This window comes from Corynebacterium sp. HMSC064E08, assembly GCF_001811805.1.
Taxonomy (GTDB): domain Bacteria; phylum Actinomycetota; class Actinomycetes; order Mycobacteriales; family Mycobacteriaceae; genus Corynebacterium; species Corynebacterium jeikeium_D.
On sequence record NZ_KV806698.1, the window covers coordinates 424,660 to 441,188 of the forward strand.

Below are 16,529 nucleotides of genomic sequence, written 5' to 3' on the forward strand. Positions count from 1 at the left end.
CGGCCAAGTCCAAACGACTAGGATGAAGCGGCTAGAACTCTGCCGCCAGTACGCAGTTAGTTTCAACGAGAACGAAAAGGAGTCAGCCAACAGTGATTCAGGCATTCGGTGCGTACCTTTTGTGGGCGCTGTTTCCGCTCTATTTCCCCTTGCTGGAACCAGCAGGGGCCGTAGAGATTTTGGCGCACCGATTCGTCTGGACCCTTGTCTTTATGGTCATTGCCCTCAGCTTCATGCGCGCATGGCCAGAGCTGAAGGCCGCGAGTGCCAAGACCTGGGGCACTATTTTTATTGCCGCACTGTTGATCTCCGTCAACTGGGGGGTGTACGTCTACCTGGTCAACAATGGGCAGGTGGCGGAGGCCGCGCTCGGCTACTTCATCAACCCGCTGGTCAGCGTTTTGTTGGCGATGATTTTCTTCCGTGAAAGCATCTCGCGGTTGCAGCTCGGCAGTGTCATCCTGGCAACCATTGCGGTCATTGTTCTCACAATCGGTGTGGGACATCCGCCGTTGGGTGCGCTGGCGCTGGCGTTCAGTTTCGGTTTTTACGGACTAATGAAGAAGCGGGTATCGCTTTCCTCCGCAGCTTCGCTGACGGCCGAGTCCGCCGTAATCACACCGATTGCGCTGGCCTACATCCTCTGGTTGACCTACAACGGGCAGAGCACCTTTACCTCCGAAGGAACAGGCCACATGCTGCTCATGATGAGCGCCGGTGTTGCTACCGCCATTCCGTTGCTGCTCTTCGGCGAAGGTGCCAAACGCCTGCCGCTGGCCACCTTGGGCCTGATGCAGTACCTGACTCCAGTTCTCCAAATCACCCTGGCAGTCACCGTGCTCGGCGAGCAGCTCGAACCGGAGCGCTGGATCGGATTCTTCATCATCTGGGGTGCCGTCGCGCTGTTCATCTGCGACCTCATCCTGAAGATGCGCCGGCAGCGTCGGGTACGCCGGGAACTCCACAAGGCCGGTGTTGAACCGGCCCCGGTTTCCGACGATGCCACCGACCAGACGGATGGGGCGGTTACCCGGGACGTCGTAAAGCCGGCAGATAATTAGCAGAAAAGTTCGCGCAGGTGCTCGTTGAGGAAGATTCCCTGCGGGTCGACCTTTTCCCGCAGTGCCTGGACCTCGCCGAACAGCGGATAACGTTCCGCGAAATCCTCCGCGCGAAGCGTGTGCAATTTGCCCCAGTGCGGGCGACCTTCGTGGGCCTTGAAAATCGGCTCGATGAGGTTGAAGTACTCTCGGTAGTTTTCCTTCCAGTAGCGGTGGATGGCGATGTAGGCACTGTCGCGACCGTACGCAGTGGACAGGGCCACATCATCGGCTTTCGCGGAGCGCACCTCGATGGGGAAGGAGACTTTCATCCTCTTCCGGGCAATCGCGTCGCGGATTTCCCCGAGAACATCGGAAGCAGCCTCGAGTGGGACGGAGTACTCCATCTCGGAGAAACGCACTCGGCGCGGCGAGACAAAGACCTTGTGCGCCTCGTTGGAGTAGCGGCGCTCTGGCACGGTGTTGGTGGCAATCCGGTTGATGGTATCGGTCGTAGCGGGAATGGCCTTAGCAATCTCGCAGCACGCCAAGAGTCCCATGTTGTTGACGACTTCGTCGTTAAGATACGTACGCGCGCTGCCCAGGCGCTGCTTCAGGCTATTGCGGCTCGGGCGGCGGTGGCGCTGCGGTTCAATGCGAGTATTGTGCTTGACCAGCGTCTCGCGCTGTCCCGGGAACCAGAAAAACTCCAGGTGGTCAGCTTCTTTGCAGCGCTCGGCGAAACTCTTGCGCAGGGAATCAAACTCTTCGCGGTGCTCGTCGGCGTGCAGATCAAACGCTGGCACGACGGACATCGTGACCTCCGTAAGCACGCCGAAGACACCCAGTCCCAGCCGTCCGAGGCGGTAGAGCTCGCCGTCGATTCCCTCAGCGTCCGGATGGCAGTGCCTGACGACGCCATCCGCGGTGACAATCTTGAATCCCTTCACGGTGCCTGCGAAACCGGTGAATCCAAGCCCGGTTCCGTGCGTGCCAGTAGAGATAGCACCGGCCAGCGACTGCGGATCGACATCGCCCTGGTTGGGAAGTGCCCAACCGAGCGGGCGCAGAATACCTGGAGTGTCGCGCAGGCGAGTGCCGGCACGCAGCGTAGCGGTCTGGTTGACGGCGTCGAGTTCGACCAGACCAGAGCAGCGGTCGAGTTGAATGCGGTGCCCATCGGTGGTGGCCACGGAAGTAAAAGAATGACCGGCCCCCAGCGGGCGCACCGTAGTCCCTTCGGTCTTCGCCGCTTTAATTACCGAGATGATGCCCTCATCATCGTGCGGCTGATGAGTGTAGGACGGGGTGCACGATTGCGTGTGCGCCCAATTGCTCCAATGCGAGTTGGCGACGGCTTTCGCCTGCGCACGCCGACGTACGCGTGGTACTCGGGACTCAACTGTAGAGACTGTGAAGCGGGCGTTGTTGTTTGAATTGCTCATGTGAAGATCAATCCCTTTCCTCGGTACGTGGGCCAGTGGGCGATGATGGTGCCATCTCGAACTGCAATGACTTCTTGTGTGTGCTCGGCTATTTCGCCGGCCTTGGCGTGGCGGAACCACACGGGATCTCCCAGCGAAATTGCGTCGGCGGTCTTGCCGAGCAGCGGAGTCTGCACCTCACCTGGTCCTTCCTCTGCCGCGTAGCGCAGGCCAGTGGGGTACCAGGGGGTTGGCAGCCGGTCATCTCCCGCCGGTCCAGAGGCAATTCGACCACCGCCGGACACCGTGACCACGCCCTTCTTAGGACGTCGCGTCGCCGGCAACACAAACCAGGACGCCGGGCGCAGATTGAATGCGCGATAGTTATCGAAGAGGGTTGGTGCCAGGAACCCCGACCCCGCCGCTGCCTCGGTGACTGCGGCCTCGGCGCACGTCGACTCCAGCGACCCCGTGCCACCACCGTTGACAAACTCCAGCGGCCCCGCCACTTTCTCGACTGCAGCGACAACCTTCGCGCGGCGCTTCGCCAACTCCTTCTTTGAGACGGCCTGCATCACTCGAATTGCGCGCGCACGCAGGGAGTTTCCGGCATCGCCCACTCCGGCAATGTGTCCCTCATACATCATGATTCCGGCCAGCCGCAGCTCCGGGTGGGCAATGATCTGCTTGGCAAACGCCGCTGCCTGCTTCGGCGAGAACAGGCTTGAGCGCAGCGTACCGATATGCACGCCGGGGAGGGGACGAAAGGATGCGTCGACGTCCATGCACACGCGGATTGGCGCATTTTCGCTTGCCGACGACGCCAGCGCCTCTAGATGCTCGGGACGGTCAACCATGACGCAGATGGCGGCACGCGCTGCATCATCGTCGGCAAGCTCTGAGATAGCGCGGGCGTCAAGTGTTGGGTAGGCGACGACGATGTCGTCGCTAATGCCTTCTCGGAATAGGTACAGCGCCTCTGCCAGCGAATATGCCAGCACGCCCTGGAAACCGGGGAAGGCCAGGACGTGCGAAATAAGCTGTGGAATGCGAATCGATTTCGAGGCCACGCGGATAGGCATCCCGTTTGCACGGCGGAGCATATCGCGGGCATTGGCTTCGACCGCCGCGAGGTCGACGACGACTGCAGGAAGGGAAGTGCAGTTAAGCAGCGTGTCGGTAGCTAGTGGCGGGCGGGCTGTCTGGGGCGTCTGTGGCGGCAGCGCTTCAGGCAGGTGAGACATCGATGTCGGAGCCGGGCGGAATGTGTCCGAGGACTCCGGGGCAGAAGCTCGAGAAAGTTTCATGCCCTAAAACGTAATCATTGAAAACCTGTACTGTCTTTGATTTTGAAAAGAAAGTCAGAATTTTCCAGGTCTGCGCCCTTTTAGACCAGCCAGCTGTAGCGGGCGGCATCCATGTTGGAGGTGATGACATCGCCATCGATGAGGTAGCCGGCGGCAACTGGGCGGCGGTCGATGGTTGCAAGAACCTCGTCAAGCTCGGGCTTGGGGAAGTAGGTGAAGTGGCCATCGGAAAGTGGTGCGAACACTGTATTGCTCCTTTGGTTCTTTGCTCGAGGGCAGTGCGTTTCTTTGTGGCCGCGAGGAAATATGAGGACTTCCTCACGAACTGTGATGTCGAGTATTGCTAACTGGTTTTGAAAAGTAAAGGAAAAGTAAGGGTGATGTTGCACACGTCTTTAGCTATAACTGTGCAGGCATAAGGGGCTGCTTCATTTTGGGTGTTCGATGGAATCGTGTTCAATCCGGGGGATTGTCTACAATCTGGACTCATGGCTAACTCCTCCTTCGTGCACCTCCACAATCACACCGAGTACTCCATGCTCGACGGTATGGCGAAGATTGATTTGCTCGCCGACGAGGTTGCGCGACAGGGAATGCCTGCGGTCGGTGTCACCGACCACGGCAATATGTTTGGCTCGAATGCGTTCTATCGGCAGATGAAGTCCAAGGGCATCAAGCCAATCATCGGCATTGAGGCATATATGGCGCCGGAGAGCCGTTTTAATAAAAAGCGCATTCAGTGGGGTGAACCGCATCAGCGTCGAGACGACGTCTCGGGTCGCGGTTCCTACTTGCACCAGACCATGTTGGCTGCGAATGCGCAGGGTCTGCGGAACCTGTTCTACCTGTCGTCGATGGCATCGTATGAGGGACAAATTAGTAAGTACCCGCGTATGGATGCCGAGTTGGTGGCAGAACGCGCCGAGGGCATTATCGCGACCACTGGTTGCCCGTCGGGTGATGTGCAGACGCGTCTGCGTCTGGGGCAGTTCGACGAGGCTCTGCAGGCCGCCGGGATGTGGCAGGACATCTACGGCAAGGAAAACTACTTCCTTGAGCTGATGGATCACGGGCTGGATATTGAGACCCGTGTGCGCAGTGAGCTACTGGAGATTGGCCGGAAGCTGAACCTGCCGCCGCTGGTTACGAATGACTGCCACTATGTCACCCGTGACCAGGCCAAGGCTCACGAGGCCATGCTCTGTGTGCAGACGGGTAAGACGCTCAATGACCCGGACCGTTTTAAGTTCGACGGTGACGGCTACTTTATTAAGTCCGCCGAAGAAATGCGCGCGACCTGGGATCACCTAGTCCCGGGTGCCTGCGATAACACGCTGCTCATCGCAGAGCGCGTCGAGGACTACGACGAGCTGTGGGAGGAGCACCCGCACGATCGCATGCCGAAGGCGGACGTTCCGGAAGGGGAGACGCCGACGACATGGCTGCATCACAACGTGATGGAGGGGCTGCGCAAGCGCTTTGAAGGGCGCGAGGTACCGGAGGAGTACATCCGGCGCGCGGAGTACGAAATTGAGGTGATTGACGGTAAGGGCTACCCGTCGTACTTCCTTATCGTGGCGGAGTTGATCCGCCATGCCCGTGAGGTGGGCATCAAGGTCGGTCCGGGGCGTGGTTCCGCTGCCGGTTCTTTGGTTGCATACGCGACGTGGATCACCAATATCGACCCGATTGAGCACGGTCTTCTCTTCGAGCGATTCCTGAACCCAGAGCGCCCGTCCGCGCCGGATATCGATATCGACTTCGATGACCGCCGCCGCGATGAAATGATTCGCTACGCCGCCGATCGCTGGGGCGAAGACAAGGTGGCGCAGGTGGTCACCTTCGGTACGGTGAAGACCAAGCAGGCTCTGAAGGACTCGGCGCGTGTGCAGTTCGGTCAGCCGGGTTACCAGATTGCAGACCGCATTACTAAGGCGCTGCCACCTGCGATTATGGCTAAGGACATTCCGCTGAGCGGCATCGTCGACCCGGAGCACCCACGCTACGGCGAGGCCGCCGAGGTTCGTCAGCTTATTGAAACCGACCCGGATGTGGCTCGAATTTACGAGACAGCCCGTGGTCTCGAGGGCGTCGTTAGGCAGACCGGCGTGCACGCTTGTGCCGTGGTGATGGCGTCGGTGCCACTCTTGGATCACATCCCGATGTGGAAGCGACAGGCTGACGGCGCGATCATCACTGGCTGGGACTATCCGGCGTGTGAGGCTATCGGTCTGTTGAAGATGGACTTCCTGGGTCTTCGAAACCTGACGGTTATCGGTGACTGTATTGAGCACATCAAGTCCAACCGAGGCGAGACAGTTCTGCTCGATGACCTTCAGACCGATGATCCGAAGGTCTATGAGCTGCTGTCGCGCGGTGACACCCTCGGTGTGTTCCAGCTCGATGGTGGCGGAATGCGTGAGCTGCTCAAACGCATGCAGCCAACGGGCTTCGACGACATCGTGGCATCGCTGGCGCTGTACCGTCCGGGGCCGATGGGTGTGAACGCGCACTTTGACTACGCGGATATTAAGAATGGTCGCAAGCCTTATAACGCCATCCACGCGGAACTGGATGAGCAGCTGAAAGAAATCCTGGAAGAAACACACGGCCTGATCGTGTACCAGGAGCAGATCATGAAGATCTCGCAGAAGCTGGCGAATTACACCGCGGGCCAAGCAGATGGTTTCCGTAAGGCCATGGGTAAGAAGAAGCCCGAGGTGCTGGCCAAGGAGTTCGTGAACTTCGAAGGCGGCATGTTGGAAAATGGTTTCTCTAAGGATGCTGTCCAGAAGCTGTGGGATATTATTCTGCCCTTCGCCTCGTACGCGTTTAACAAGTCTCACGCGGCGGGCTACGGCCTGGTGTCCTACTGGACCGCGTATCTGAAGGCCAACTACACCGCTGAGTACATGGCGGCGCTGTTGACCTCGGTGGCCGATGATAAGAACAAGCTGGCTATTTATCTGTCGGACTGTCGCCACCTTGGCATTAAGGTGCTGCCGCCGGATGTCAATGAGTCGGGTATGGACTTCGAGCCGGTCGGTGAGGATATTCGCTTCGGCCTTGGCGCTATCCGCAACGTCGGCCATGATGTGGTCGCGTCGATTGTGAAGACGCGCGAGGAGAAGGGCAAGTTCACGTCGTTCTCGGACTATCTGGACAAGATTGAGACGCTGCCGTGTAACAAGCGCATCACCGAGTCGCTGATTAAGGCCGGCGCTTTCGACTCGCTGGGGCACCCACGAAAGGGCCTTGCGCTCATTCACGAAGAAGCCATTGACTCGGTGCTGTCGACCAAGAAGGCTGCAGACAAGGGACAGTTCGACCTGTTTGCGGGCTTCGGTGGGGAAGAGGACACCGGATCGGAGAGCATCTTTGAAATCCGTGTGCCGGATGAAAAGTGGGATCGCAAGCACGAGCTGACCCTGGAACGAGAAATGCTGGGCCTCTATGTCTCCGGTCATCCACTCGATGGGTTCGAAGAATCGCTGGCCGCGCAGACTGATACCGCTTTGACCACGGTCGTCGGTGGGGAAGTCGCTAACAACACTGAAATCACTATTGGTGGCATTGTCTCCAGCGTTGACCGCCGCGTGAATAAGAACGGTCAGCCCTGGGCGATTATTGGCATTGAGGACCACAACGGTGCGCGCGTGGAAGTTATGGCTTTTGCGAGAACCTACGCGATGATTGCCACCAGCATTGCTGAAGACGCCATCGTGCTTATTCGTGCCCGCGTTCAGTACCGCGATGACCGCATGAGTGTGGTCTGTGATGACCTGAAGCTGCCGGACCTTGGTCGCAATGGCTCCACTTCGGCGCCGCTGCGTCTGACCATGCGCACTGATCAGTGCACTCCGGAGATGATTGCCAAGCTGAAGTCCGTACTGCTGGACAACCCAGGCGACTCCGACGTTTACCTCAAGCTTGTCGACGGCGATTCCCACACCACTTTGGTTCTCGGCGAGCACTTGCGGGTCGACCGGGACGCCAGCTTGATTGGTGATCTGAAGGCGACGATTGGGGCCAGCATTTTGGGGTAGCTTATCGTGGCCCTGATTGTCGCAACCGGTTGTATGACCGAGTAGAGTCATAGCTCATGAGTGAGAATTCCGTGCCTGCTTCCCAGACCGAACGCCGACTTGTCCACGCGGCCGATATTCAGATTGCGCAGGCACGAATTTCTTCGGTTATTGCGGCCACTCCGCTGCAGTTCAGCCCACGTCTTTCCGAAATCACCGGCGCTAAGGTATTCCTCAAGCGGGAAGACCTCCAGGACGTGCGCTCGTACAAGATTCGCGGTGCCTACAACGCCATGGTTCAGGTTACCGACGAAGAGCGAGCAGCAGGCGTCGTTGCGGCATCTGCAGGAAACCACGCTCAAGGCGTGGCATATGCCTGCCGCCAGCTGGGTATTAAGGGGCGCATCTATGTGCCCAATGCCACGCCGAAGCAGAAGCGCGACCGTATCGCTTACCACGGCCGCGATGCCGTTGAGATTGTCGTTGTCGGGGACTCCTTCGATGAGGCCGCCGCTGCGGCGCGTGCTGACGCACAGCGCACTGGTGCCACCATGGTGGAGCCATTCGACTCCTTCAACACCATCGTCGGACAAGGCACTGTCGCAGCTGAAATTATTGCGCAGCTCTCCGGTCAGGGGTTGACTCTGGATACCATCTGCGTACCGGTCGGTGGCGGTGGTCTGCTCAGCGGTGTCACCTCTTACCTGTCGGATATGTCGCCGAACACCCAGGTCATGGGTGTGGAACCTGCGGGTGCGGCCTGCATGCGCGCAGCCCTGGAGAACAATGGCCCGATTACGCTGGGGCACACCGATCCGTTCGTCGATGGCGCCGCGGTGGCCCGTTTCGGTGACCTGCCATGGCACATCCTGGAGGCCAACCGCAACCGCGTTCATCCGATGATTGCGCCGGAGGGCGCGGTCTGTGAGGCGCAGCTGGATCTCTATCAGAACGAAGGGATCATCGCTGAGCCGGCCGGTGCGCTGTCTGTGGCAGCTCTGGAGCAGATGCAGTTTGAACCGGACGAGGTTGTTGTCTGCATCATCTCGGGCGGTAATAACGACGTGCTGCGCTATGCCGAGATCATGGAGCGCTCGCTGGTCTACCGCGGCCTCAAGCACTACTTCCTGGTCAACTTCCCGCAGAAGCCCGGCCAGCTCCGCATGTTCCTCAGCGATGTTCTCGGTCCGGATGACGACATCTCGCAGTTCGAGTACCTCAAACGCAACAACCGCGAAACTGGCGCGGCTCTTGTCGGTATTGAGCTACGTCGTGCCTCTGACCTCGAGGAATTGCTGGCACGCATGGATGCCTCGCCGCTGAAGTGCCGCCGACTGGTACCCGGCACACCAGAGTATGACTTTTTGACCTAGACTTGCTGGGTCCAGCTGGGAAACCTCCGAGGAAGTCCTCCCAGCTCCGTTAATTAAATGAATCTTTTCGAGCAAGCTTTGTAGCGAAGGGGAGCGTCCACCCACTATGACTGGGGCAAGCAGTGTCGACCAGGGTGTCCGAGTGGAAAATACCGTGACTGTCGAAATGTGGCTGGCTGCCGCAGAGCAGGACCTGGCCACCCGGATTCCAGGGCTGTTGGAATCTGCCACACAGGCCAAAGTTGAGCCACTGTTTGTCTGGTCAGGGCTGGCGATGGACGAGGTTGAGCGTATCGACCGCTTCCTGGGAACGCTCCTGGCCCATCATCTGGCGGGCGGTACTGCCGCCGATATCGAAGCTGCGAAGAGTGTCGTTGACAATCACCCGCTGGTCACCCTTGCCTCGCTGGTAGGACGCGCCGCGCGTGTTGCGTCGGCAAGCGAAATGTGGCTGGACTGGCCTGCGGCTCTGCAGTTGGATCCAGACGCTGACACTACCGGCGCGCTCATCGAGCACCTCGCCGCCGCAGTGCCGACAATGCTGGCCAATGCTGGTTTGCCTAACGACGTCGACAGCAACCAGGCCGACGCGGATCCGCTGCAGCGGGCAGCGCAGGTGCTTCTGCTGCACGCGGGAGTGCAGCTGTCAGTGATGCCACTGATTATCGAGCGCTGCGAGGAACTTGCCGGGGTAGCGGAGCTATCCGACCCTTCATCAAATGACCTGGTACAGGCGCTTTCGAAGGTTCATCCGCTGCTCGAGGAGCTGCTGACCGAAATCGCAGAGGCGGAAGATGGTGTCTACCCGCTGGCGCTGCGTCAGCTGGCCAGGACGGCACCTCGTCAGGCACACAAGTTGTTTAAGGCAACCCTCGGCTACGCCATTGCCACCGCTGCCGATCCGGCCAACTGGGAGGCCCGGGAAGAACTCGGCCAGCTCGATGCGGGGCTGCCGCCTATTCTGGTGGCCGCTGCGCGTGAAGAGCTGCGTATGCGTCCGGCGGGTACTGCGAATCGTCGTGAAGCGGTGGGCGTGGTGGCAACGACCGGGCGCCCGCAGCTGTACTTCGATGAGCTGACGCAGACCGTTGGCGTACAGCTACCGACGCCGCTGGATCCGGCGGGACGGACCTGGCGTGTCACCTTCGGCGGCACGGTAGCAACGACGCCGGTGGTGGGCCTGCAGGATTCGCTGCCGCGTCCAGTGGTGACCATCGATGAGCCGGTGCGCGATGTGCTGGTGGAAATCGGCGATGAGAAGCACTGGCGAGTCCCCGCGATTAGCACTGAGGACCCGATTCTCATTTTCGGTGCCGACGGTCAGTCAGTCACAGACAAGGTCTCGCTACACTCGACGTCCGCTACGGTGGTCTACCCGGTTGATGCCACACTCGTTGACCCCGTCACAGGCGCTGAGGTGCCATTGCTATCGGACCCGCGCCCATTTAACTGGGAGCTGTGGCAAGTCGCTGAGATCGACCTTCGCGATGTTCATGCAGTTCAGGTTCGTCGGTCCGGGGCAGCTGGCGAGGTTCGCTCGGCATCACCGCAGCGGCAACCGCGAATGACCATGCCCCACGCACGTCTCGACGGCACGGTGTCTGCCTACGGCACCCCGGTTTACGCCGGTGGGCCGGTCGCTGTGTTCCCGCCGACGCTGTCCGGTAAGGACGAGTCCTGGCGCGCCATTGTCACCGATTTTGGTGGCTATGGTGCGTTTACCACGGATTCCGTCATGGTCTATGACCTCGAGGTGCCCGCCGCGGGTGGCGAGGTTGAGATCCTTACCGATGATGATTATCCGTGGGTCGGCGAGTTCGTGGTTCGCCTGGTCAATCCGCGTGGCCGCAGCTTCCAGAAGCACTTCGCCATTGCCGAGCAGGCAGACCTCACGATTACTTACAGCGGTGGTGGCGACGGCTTCCGCATCCCAACCATCGACGGGCTGAGCCCCGCCGACATCCGCGTTGTCTCGGGTGACAAGCCGCTTGACGCCGAGCCCGCTATCGTACGCCTCGGGGCGGACGAAGTCACAGGTACCGTCGAGCTTTCCACCGAAGAAGGCGCATGGCTGCAGTTGCAGGTCACGCCAGGCACGCTGCAGTTTGAGGTTCCGCTTGCCGACGAATCCGTCGCCCGCCGCACCACTACATTGGTCACCCGCCCGAAGCGTGTCGATGCCTTCGGCAAGATTGTCGTCAATGCCCCGGGCGAGTTGCGCCATGCGCATGTTGCAGTTTCCAGCGGTGAGCGCGACATCTGTCGTGTCCCCATCAAGCGTTTCGGCGATACTGGCTACGCGGAGTTCGGCAAGTTTGCAGACCGTATCTCCCTGCTGAAGGCTCTGCGCATCAGTTTGGACTGGACACGTGTGACGGGACGGAAGCGCCTGTCTGTACCACTGGTGGAGGCTTCCTCCCGCGATGCCATCCGCCAGATTGCCTTCAACGATGAAGCCACTGACATCATCGAGGTTGATGTCGCTGACGACGTTTCGCACTTGCCGATGACCCTGTGGCTCTGGGCCGCCGGTCAGCCGTGGCGCGAACCCGTCGCCTTGGAAGTCGTGGAGGGCGAATGCGAGCTTCCCGACGAGCTCCGCGGCCTCGGCCCATTCGTCGCGCAGGTGACTCTCGGTGTGGAAAAGGAACGCCACCCGCAGTGGCCGGCGGCCGGGTCGACCATTCTGAATCATGTCGATGATGCAGAGGCTATCGACCTCGATGGCGAGGACACCGATCCCGTTGCTCGCGCGCAGGAACTGTGGGGCGAGCTAAATCAGGATCAGCTCGCACGTTTGTGGACGCTACTGGCGACCTTGCGCGCTGGTCGTGCAACCGACATGGCGCAGGCGAATCCGCTGCTGGCCGCACCTAGGTTGGGTGCGATCTTGTGTGCCGAACCACGCGCCGGACTGGCAGCGTTGAACCGTTCAGTCATCGCGCTCGACGATCAGCCGGGTATGTTTATCGCCTCCGGACTCGTGCTGGGAGACTTCAGCGCTACTAAGCCAGTGCCGGGGCGTCGCCGTGTGCCGTGGCTCGGTGCATTGGCAGCATTAGCGGATCTCACTGATGAGAGCGTGGACCGTTCTCGTCAGCTGGATTACCTGCGCACAACTGGTGGCCAGGGACTGCTGGACATTGCTGCCAGCGGCCAGGACACCACCCTGGAGTCCGCTACTATCGACCAGAGCTCGGTGCAGATTACCTCGCTGCCGGAAGCACAGGCCAGCGCTATTCTGTCGCAGGTCTTTGATCCTTACCGCATGGTCCCGGGTCCGCTGACCGACGATGACGCTCGTTTCACGGCAATCTATGAAGTGGTACGCAATCGTACTGAGATTGTGGAATCCGGTGTCATGACCCAGCTTGCCGCCGCCTCTCGAGTGTTGTTTAAGACGGTGTCGAAGGCGTCTCCACGACTGCGCAAGGCGGTCAATGTGCGCTTCCACAAGCTCGACGGCATCGATGCGGATGATTCTTCGCTGCACTGGACTCTGGTGCCGGGAACGTCACTGCTTATTGCAGTGGCTGCCCGCGTATTGGCTCGTACTCAGGCTGAGAACTCTGATGCCAGTGTCGCCGCTGTCCGTGAGCTGATTCCGATGTGGGCTCAGCTGGCGGACCTGGTTCCGACGTTGGTGATGAGCGATATTCTCATCGCAGACGCGTTGGTGGCTCACGTCCTCCACGGTGATGTCACCGAGTTGCCGTGGCCAGCACCCGAGTCGGGTGCGGCGGATGAGGAAGAGTCCGACACCGAGGCTGAAAGTCCGGCTGACTAGCTGAGCGAGACGACAGCGTAGCCCCACGCTGGAAGCGAGATTTCGGGACCGGCAGCTTCGTCATTGACGATGCTGGCTGCTGCGTCTTCAAAAGTGTGCAGCAGGTGGGCGGAACCGAACTCGGAATCCAGGCTGACGCTGGTTTCGGCGTCGGAGAAATTCGCCACCAAAGCGACAGTTTCAAAGGCATCCGAGTTTCGGGCACCCATTTCGCGCTCATCCTGGCTGCGCACAACGACGAGGCAACGATTGTCCTCGTCATACTCAGTCACCACAGATGCCGACCAGGGAGTGCGAAGCGACGGGTGGGACTTCCGCAGCGCGAAGAGATCGCGGTAGGCCGCCAGAATAGTGGCGTGCGAGCCCTCCGAGACCTCCTGCCAATTGAGCTTCGAGTGGTGGAAGGTCTCTGGATCCGATGGGTCGGATACCTCCTTCGGATCCCACCCGGCACGGGCAAACTCACGTAGGCGTCCCTCGCGCGTGAGCCGTTGCAGCTCCGGATCTTCATGGGAACAGAAGAAAGCAAACGGGGTAGAGGCGCCCCATTCCTCACCTTGGAAGAGCATCGGGGTGAAAGGACTGCAGGCGATAACTGCTGCCTTTAAAACCTGCTGCGCCGGAGTGAGGTTCATCGACGGACGGTCACCGACAGCGCGGTTTCCCGTTTGATCATGTGTGGTCGTGTACGTTACGAAAGCATGCATGGGCTGTACAGACAGGTCGAAGAGACGACCATGAGTGCGACCACGGAACGTCGACATTGTGCCCGTATGCCAGAAGCCAGTTTCCAAAGCACTAGCTAGCGCTTCCACCGACCCAAAGTCTGAGTAGTAGGCGTGGTCCTCGCCAGAGACCAGCGTGTGCAGTGCATGGTGGACGTCATCATCCCACTGAGCGTTGAGGCCAAAGCCACCTGCAGCGCGCGGGCGGACCAAACGCGGATCATTCTGGTCGGACTCTGCAATCAAAGAACGCGGAATACCAGTCTCGGCTGCGACAGTGTCTGCGACAACCTGCATCTGCTCCAGAATGTGGAATGCCCCCTCGTCATGCAGGGCATGGACTGCGTCCAGACGAAGACCGTCGACGTGGTAATCCACCAGCCATTGGCGCACTGCATCCAAAATATACGCACGCACCTCATCAGAGTTGTCGCCAGTGAGATTGACAACCTCACCCCAACCCGTCGAACCACCAGCGGTGTAGGGGCCGAAAAATCCCACATAGTTGCCGTCTGGACCAAAGTGGTTAAAGACCACATCCAAGATGACAGCCAAACCCTTTCGGTGGCACGTATCAATCAGCTTCTGTAGACCCCGCGGGCCACCGTAGCCCTCGTGCACGCTGTGCCAGGACACACCGTCATAACCCCAATTACGGTCACCACCGAAAGGCTGCACTGGCATCAGCTCAATATGTGTTACCCCCAGCTCAATCAGATGGTCTAGATGTTCCACCAAACCTTCGAAATCACCAGAATCGCTGAAGGTGCCCACATGCAGCTCATAAATCAGACCTCCTGGAAGAATCCGGCCCGACCAGGCCGAGTCCTTCCACTTATAGGCACCCAGGTCAACGACCTCGGAGAAACCATGCGGACCATCCGGCTGCGACTGGGAACGCGGATCTGGCAGCGGTATTGTCCAGTCACCGACAGCGGGGGAGGAGTGGTCCCCCGATTCGTCGTCAGGCGCGCCGTATCCCGCATGTGCCCGCAGCGAAAATGCGTAGCGATCCCCCGGTGTGCGAGCCACATCAGCTTCAAACCAACCAGAGTTGGCGCCGTAGCCATCGGTGGCGTCAGCGATTGGATGCATATCAAAAATCGCTGGCGCGTCAGGATTGCCCAACAGCAGACGGACTTCGGAAGCGTACGGGGCCCAGACTCGGTAGTTGCTCATGGGCACCATGGTAGGTCAGTCAGCGGATTGGCACAGGGGAACCGTTTTCGAACACCGCGTATTTGAGGTGAGTCCAAGGTGAAGTCGAGATAGTAGCGAGCGACGGTGATTGGGTGTGCACGAAGCCCATACGCAACAATGGACACTATGACCACCGAGCCATCCACTTCGACCGAAGCGACGCAGAACCAGCGCGACATCGAGCTGATTGTCCCCGCCGACGGTGACATCGTCACGAATGAAATCGAGATTAAGAAATCTCGCTTCATTACGTGGATCGCGCGTGCCGACGACGAAGACAGCGCCCGAGAGGTCATCAATTTGGCCAAGGCGGAGTACCCGGATGCTCGCCACCACTGCAGCGCATACATTCATGAGGTCGTCGGAGGGAATCGGGTGGAGCGATCCTCAGATGACGGTGAACCTGGTGGCACGGCAGGGCGCCCGATGCTCGATGTGCTCCAGGGCTCTGGAATGACGAATGTCACCGCCGTAGTGATCCGCTATTTTGGCGGCATCAAATTAGGCACGGGTGGGCTTGTGAGGGCCTATTCGGATTCGGTCTCAGAGTGTCTAGAAAAAGTCACGCGCATGCGGCGCGTGCAAAGAGCCTTGAGAGTAGTGAGTGTCTCCGCCGCAGATGCCGGTCGCATCGAAGCGGAATTGCGTGCTCGTGGTTATGAGATCGTGGAAACGCGGTGGGGCCAGAACGTGGAGTTTTCCATCGCGGTGACTGCCGATGGGATTGCCCAGCTTGACGGCGAAATACAGGCGCTGACTAAGGGAGCTAGCGAGCCGTCTACGGACGGTGGCGAAATCTGGTGGGAGCTGCGCGCCTAACAGCCACTAACCCTGGCTCGGGGATTCCTCGCCGTTGTGTGCACCGCGATGGCGCTTGAGAATTTCAACCAATTCGTCCTTATTTTCCGCAATCTTTTCTGGCCGACCGAAAACGCAGACCGCCGCGACAGTAGCACCGTCTTCCTCCACTGCGATAGAGACACCGTCAACGCCACCGCCTTCGGCAATACCCGGGGCAGCACAGACGCCGGTCTCAGCGATTTCCCCGGCCTGGCGGAGGAAATCATCCACATAGACCTGGTCTTCCGGCCGCGCGGAGTTCAGGTAGGACCACAGTTCGCGCTTTTCAAACCGACTCATCAAAACCCAACCTGCAGAGGTGCGCAGCAGCGAGCGCGGCAGGAAGTTCTCCGTCAGGTACTGGTAGCGCATGGATTCACCGACGGTTTTGAGGTAGAAAAGCTTGCCACCAACCGGCAGTGCCAGCACGGTAATCAAGCCAGTTTCGTTGTGAATCGCCTCGAGCTCAGCCGTCGGAACGTTGACCATGCGACGACCGGCCATGACATTGAGCAGAAACGGCGCCATGCCGAGCGTGTAACGCTTGTTGGACTCGTCAAGGTAACCTGTCACAGTCAGACCGTTGACAAGGCCCTGCGTGGTACTGAGCGGATAGTTCAGCGTGTGGGCGATGTCAGTGAGGGTTAGACCTTCGTTAGAGCGCGCAACGAGTTCGAGGATCGCCGCAACGCGGTCGACCATGCGGTGGCGGGGGCGGACAGTTTCTGTCATAGGACTAACACTAGCAATCAACCTACGCCATTGTGTTAATTACCTACCCAAATAGGAATATCTAGCAGGTTTGCTA

General features: G+C 59.6%; 10 protein-coding genes. 5 read left to right on the plus strand and 5 right to left on the minus strand.

Annotation, left to right across the window (positions count from 1 at the left end; genetic code table 11):
• The first annotated feature begins 92 nt into the window (after window positions 1-92).
• Window positions 93-1,061, plus strand: coding sequence for an EamA family transporter RarD (rarD, locus tag HMPREF2820_RS05070; RefSeq protein WP_070603100.1), 969 nt, complete (start codon window positions 93-95; stop codon window positions 1,059-1,061).
• Here the strand turns inward: rarD and HMPREF2820_RS05075 are convergent.
• The 3 genes from HMPREF2820_RS05075 to HMPREF2820_RS10905 form a co-directional block, all read right to left on the minus strand.
• A complete protein-coding gene (locus HMPREF2820_RS05075; RefSeq protein WP_070603102.1) occupies window positions 1,058-2,485 on the minus strand; it encodes a D-arabinono-1,4-lactone oxidase in 1,428 nt (475 codons plus the stop codon). The two genes, rarD and HMPREF2820_RS05075, sit on opposite strands and share 4 nt — an antisense overlap.
• On the minus strand, window positions 2,482-3,771 hold the full coding sequence (locus HMPREF2820_RS05080) for an alanine racemase (RefSeq protein ID WP_070603104.1): 1,290 nt from the start codon (window positions 3,769-3,771) through the stop codon (window positions 2,482-2,484). Before HMPREF2820_RS05080 ends, HMPREF2820_RS05075 begins: the two co-directional genes overlap by 4 nt.
• A gap of 80 nt (window positions 3,772-3,851) precedes the next feature.
• Window positions 3,852-4,016 carry a hypothetical protein gene (locus tag HMPREF2820_RS10905; protein WP_016422979.1) on the minus strand — a complete coding sequence of 55 codons (165 nt, stop codon included), beginning with the start codon at window positions 4,014-4,016 and terminating at the stop codon, window positions 3,852-3,854.
• A 243-nt stretch (window positions 4,017-4,259) separates the two neighbouring features.
• On the opposite strand from HMPREF2820_RS10905, the gene dnaE reads away from it, so the two are divergent.
• The 3 genes from dnaE to HMPREF2820_RS05095 all read left to right on the plus strand — a co-directional run bounded on the left by dnaE (window position 4,260) and on the right by HMPREF2820_RS05095 (window position 12,956).
• Window positions 4,260-7,817, plus strand: a complete 3,558-nt coding sequence (dnaE, locus tag HMPREF2820_RS05085; RefSeq protein ID WP_016422978.1) for a DNA polymerase III subunit alpha — start codon at window positions 4,260-4,262, stop codon at window positions 7,815-7,817.
• Between the two features lie 56 nt (window positions 7,818-7,873).
• A complete protein-coding gene (ilvA, locus tag HMPREF2820_RS05090; RefSeq protein ID WP_049190440.1) occupies window positions 7,874-9,169 on the plus strand; it encodes a threonine ammonia-lyase IlvA in 1,296 nt (431 codons plus the stop codon).
• 106 nt (window positions 9,170-9,275) lie between these two features.
• Window positions 9,276-12,956: a hypothetical protein gene (locus tag HMPREF2820_RS05095; protein ID WP_070603105.1), complete on the plus strand. Its 3,681-nt coding sequence runs from the start codon at window positions 9,276-9,278 to the stop codon at window positions 12,954-12,956.
• Here HMPREF2820_RS05095 and treZ read toward each other — a convergent pair.
• Complete coding sequence (treZ, locus tag HMPREF2820_RS05100) at window positions 12,953-14,869, minus strand: malto-oligosyltrehalose trehalohydrolase (protein WP_070603107.1); 1,917 nt, start codon at window positions 14,867-14,869, stop codon at window positions 12,953-12,955. The genes HMPREF2820_RS05095 and treZ overlap by 4 nt on opposite strands.
• 129 nt (window positions 14,870-14,998) lie before the next feature.
• Between treZ and HMPREF2820_RS05105 the strand changes: the two genes are divergently transcribed.
• Window positions 14,999-15,700, plus strand: a complete 702-nt coding sequence (locus HMPREF2820_RS05105) for a YigZ family protein (RefSeq protein ID WP_210398701.1) — start codon at window positions 14,999-15,001, stop codon at window positions 15,698-15,700.
• Between the two features lie 6 nt (window positions 15,701-15,706).
• On the opposite strand, the gene HMPREF2820_RS05110 is transcribed toward HMPREF2820_RS05105, so the two are convergent.
• Window positions 15,707-16,453, minus strand: a complete 747-nt coding sequence (locus HMPREF2820_RS05110) for a helix-turn-helix domain-containing protein (RefSeq protein WP_070566030.1) — start codon at window positions 16,451-16,453, stop codon at window positions 15,707-15,709.
• Between the last annotated feature and the right edge of the window lie 76 nt (window positions 16,454-16,529).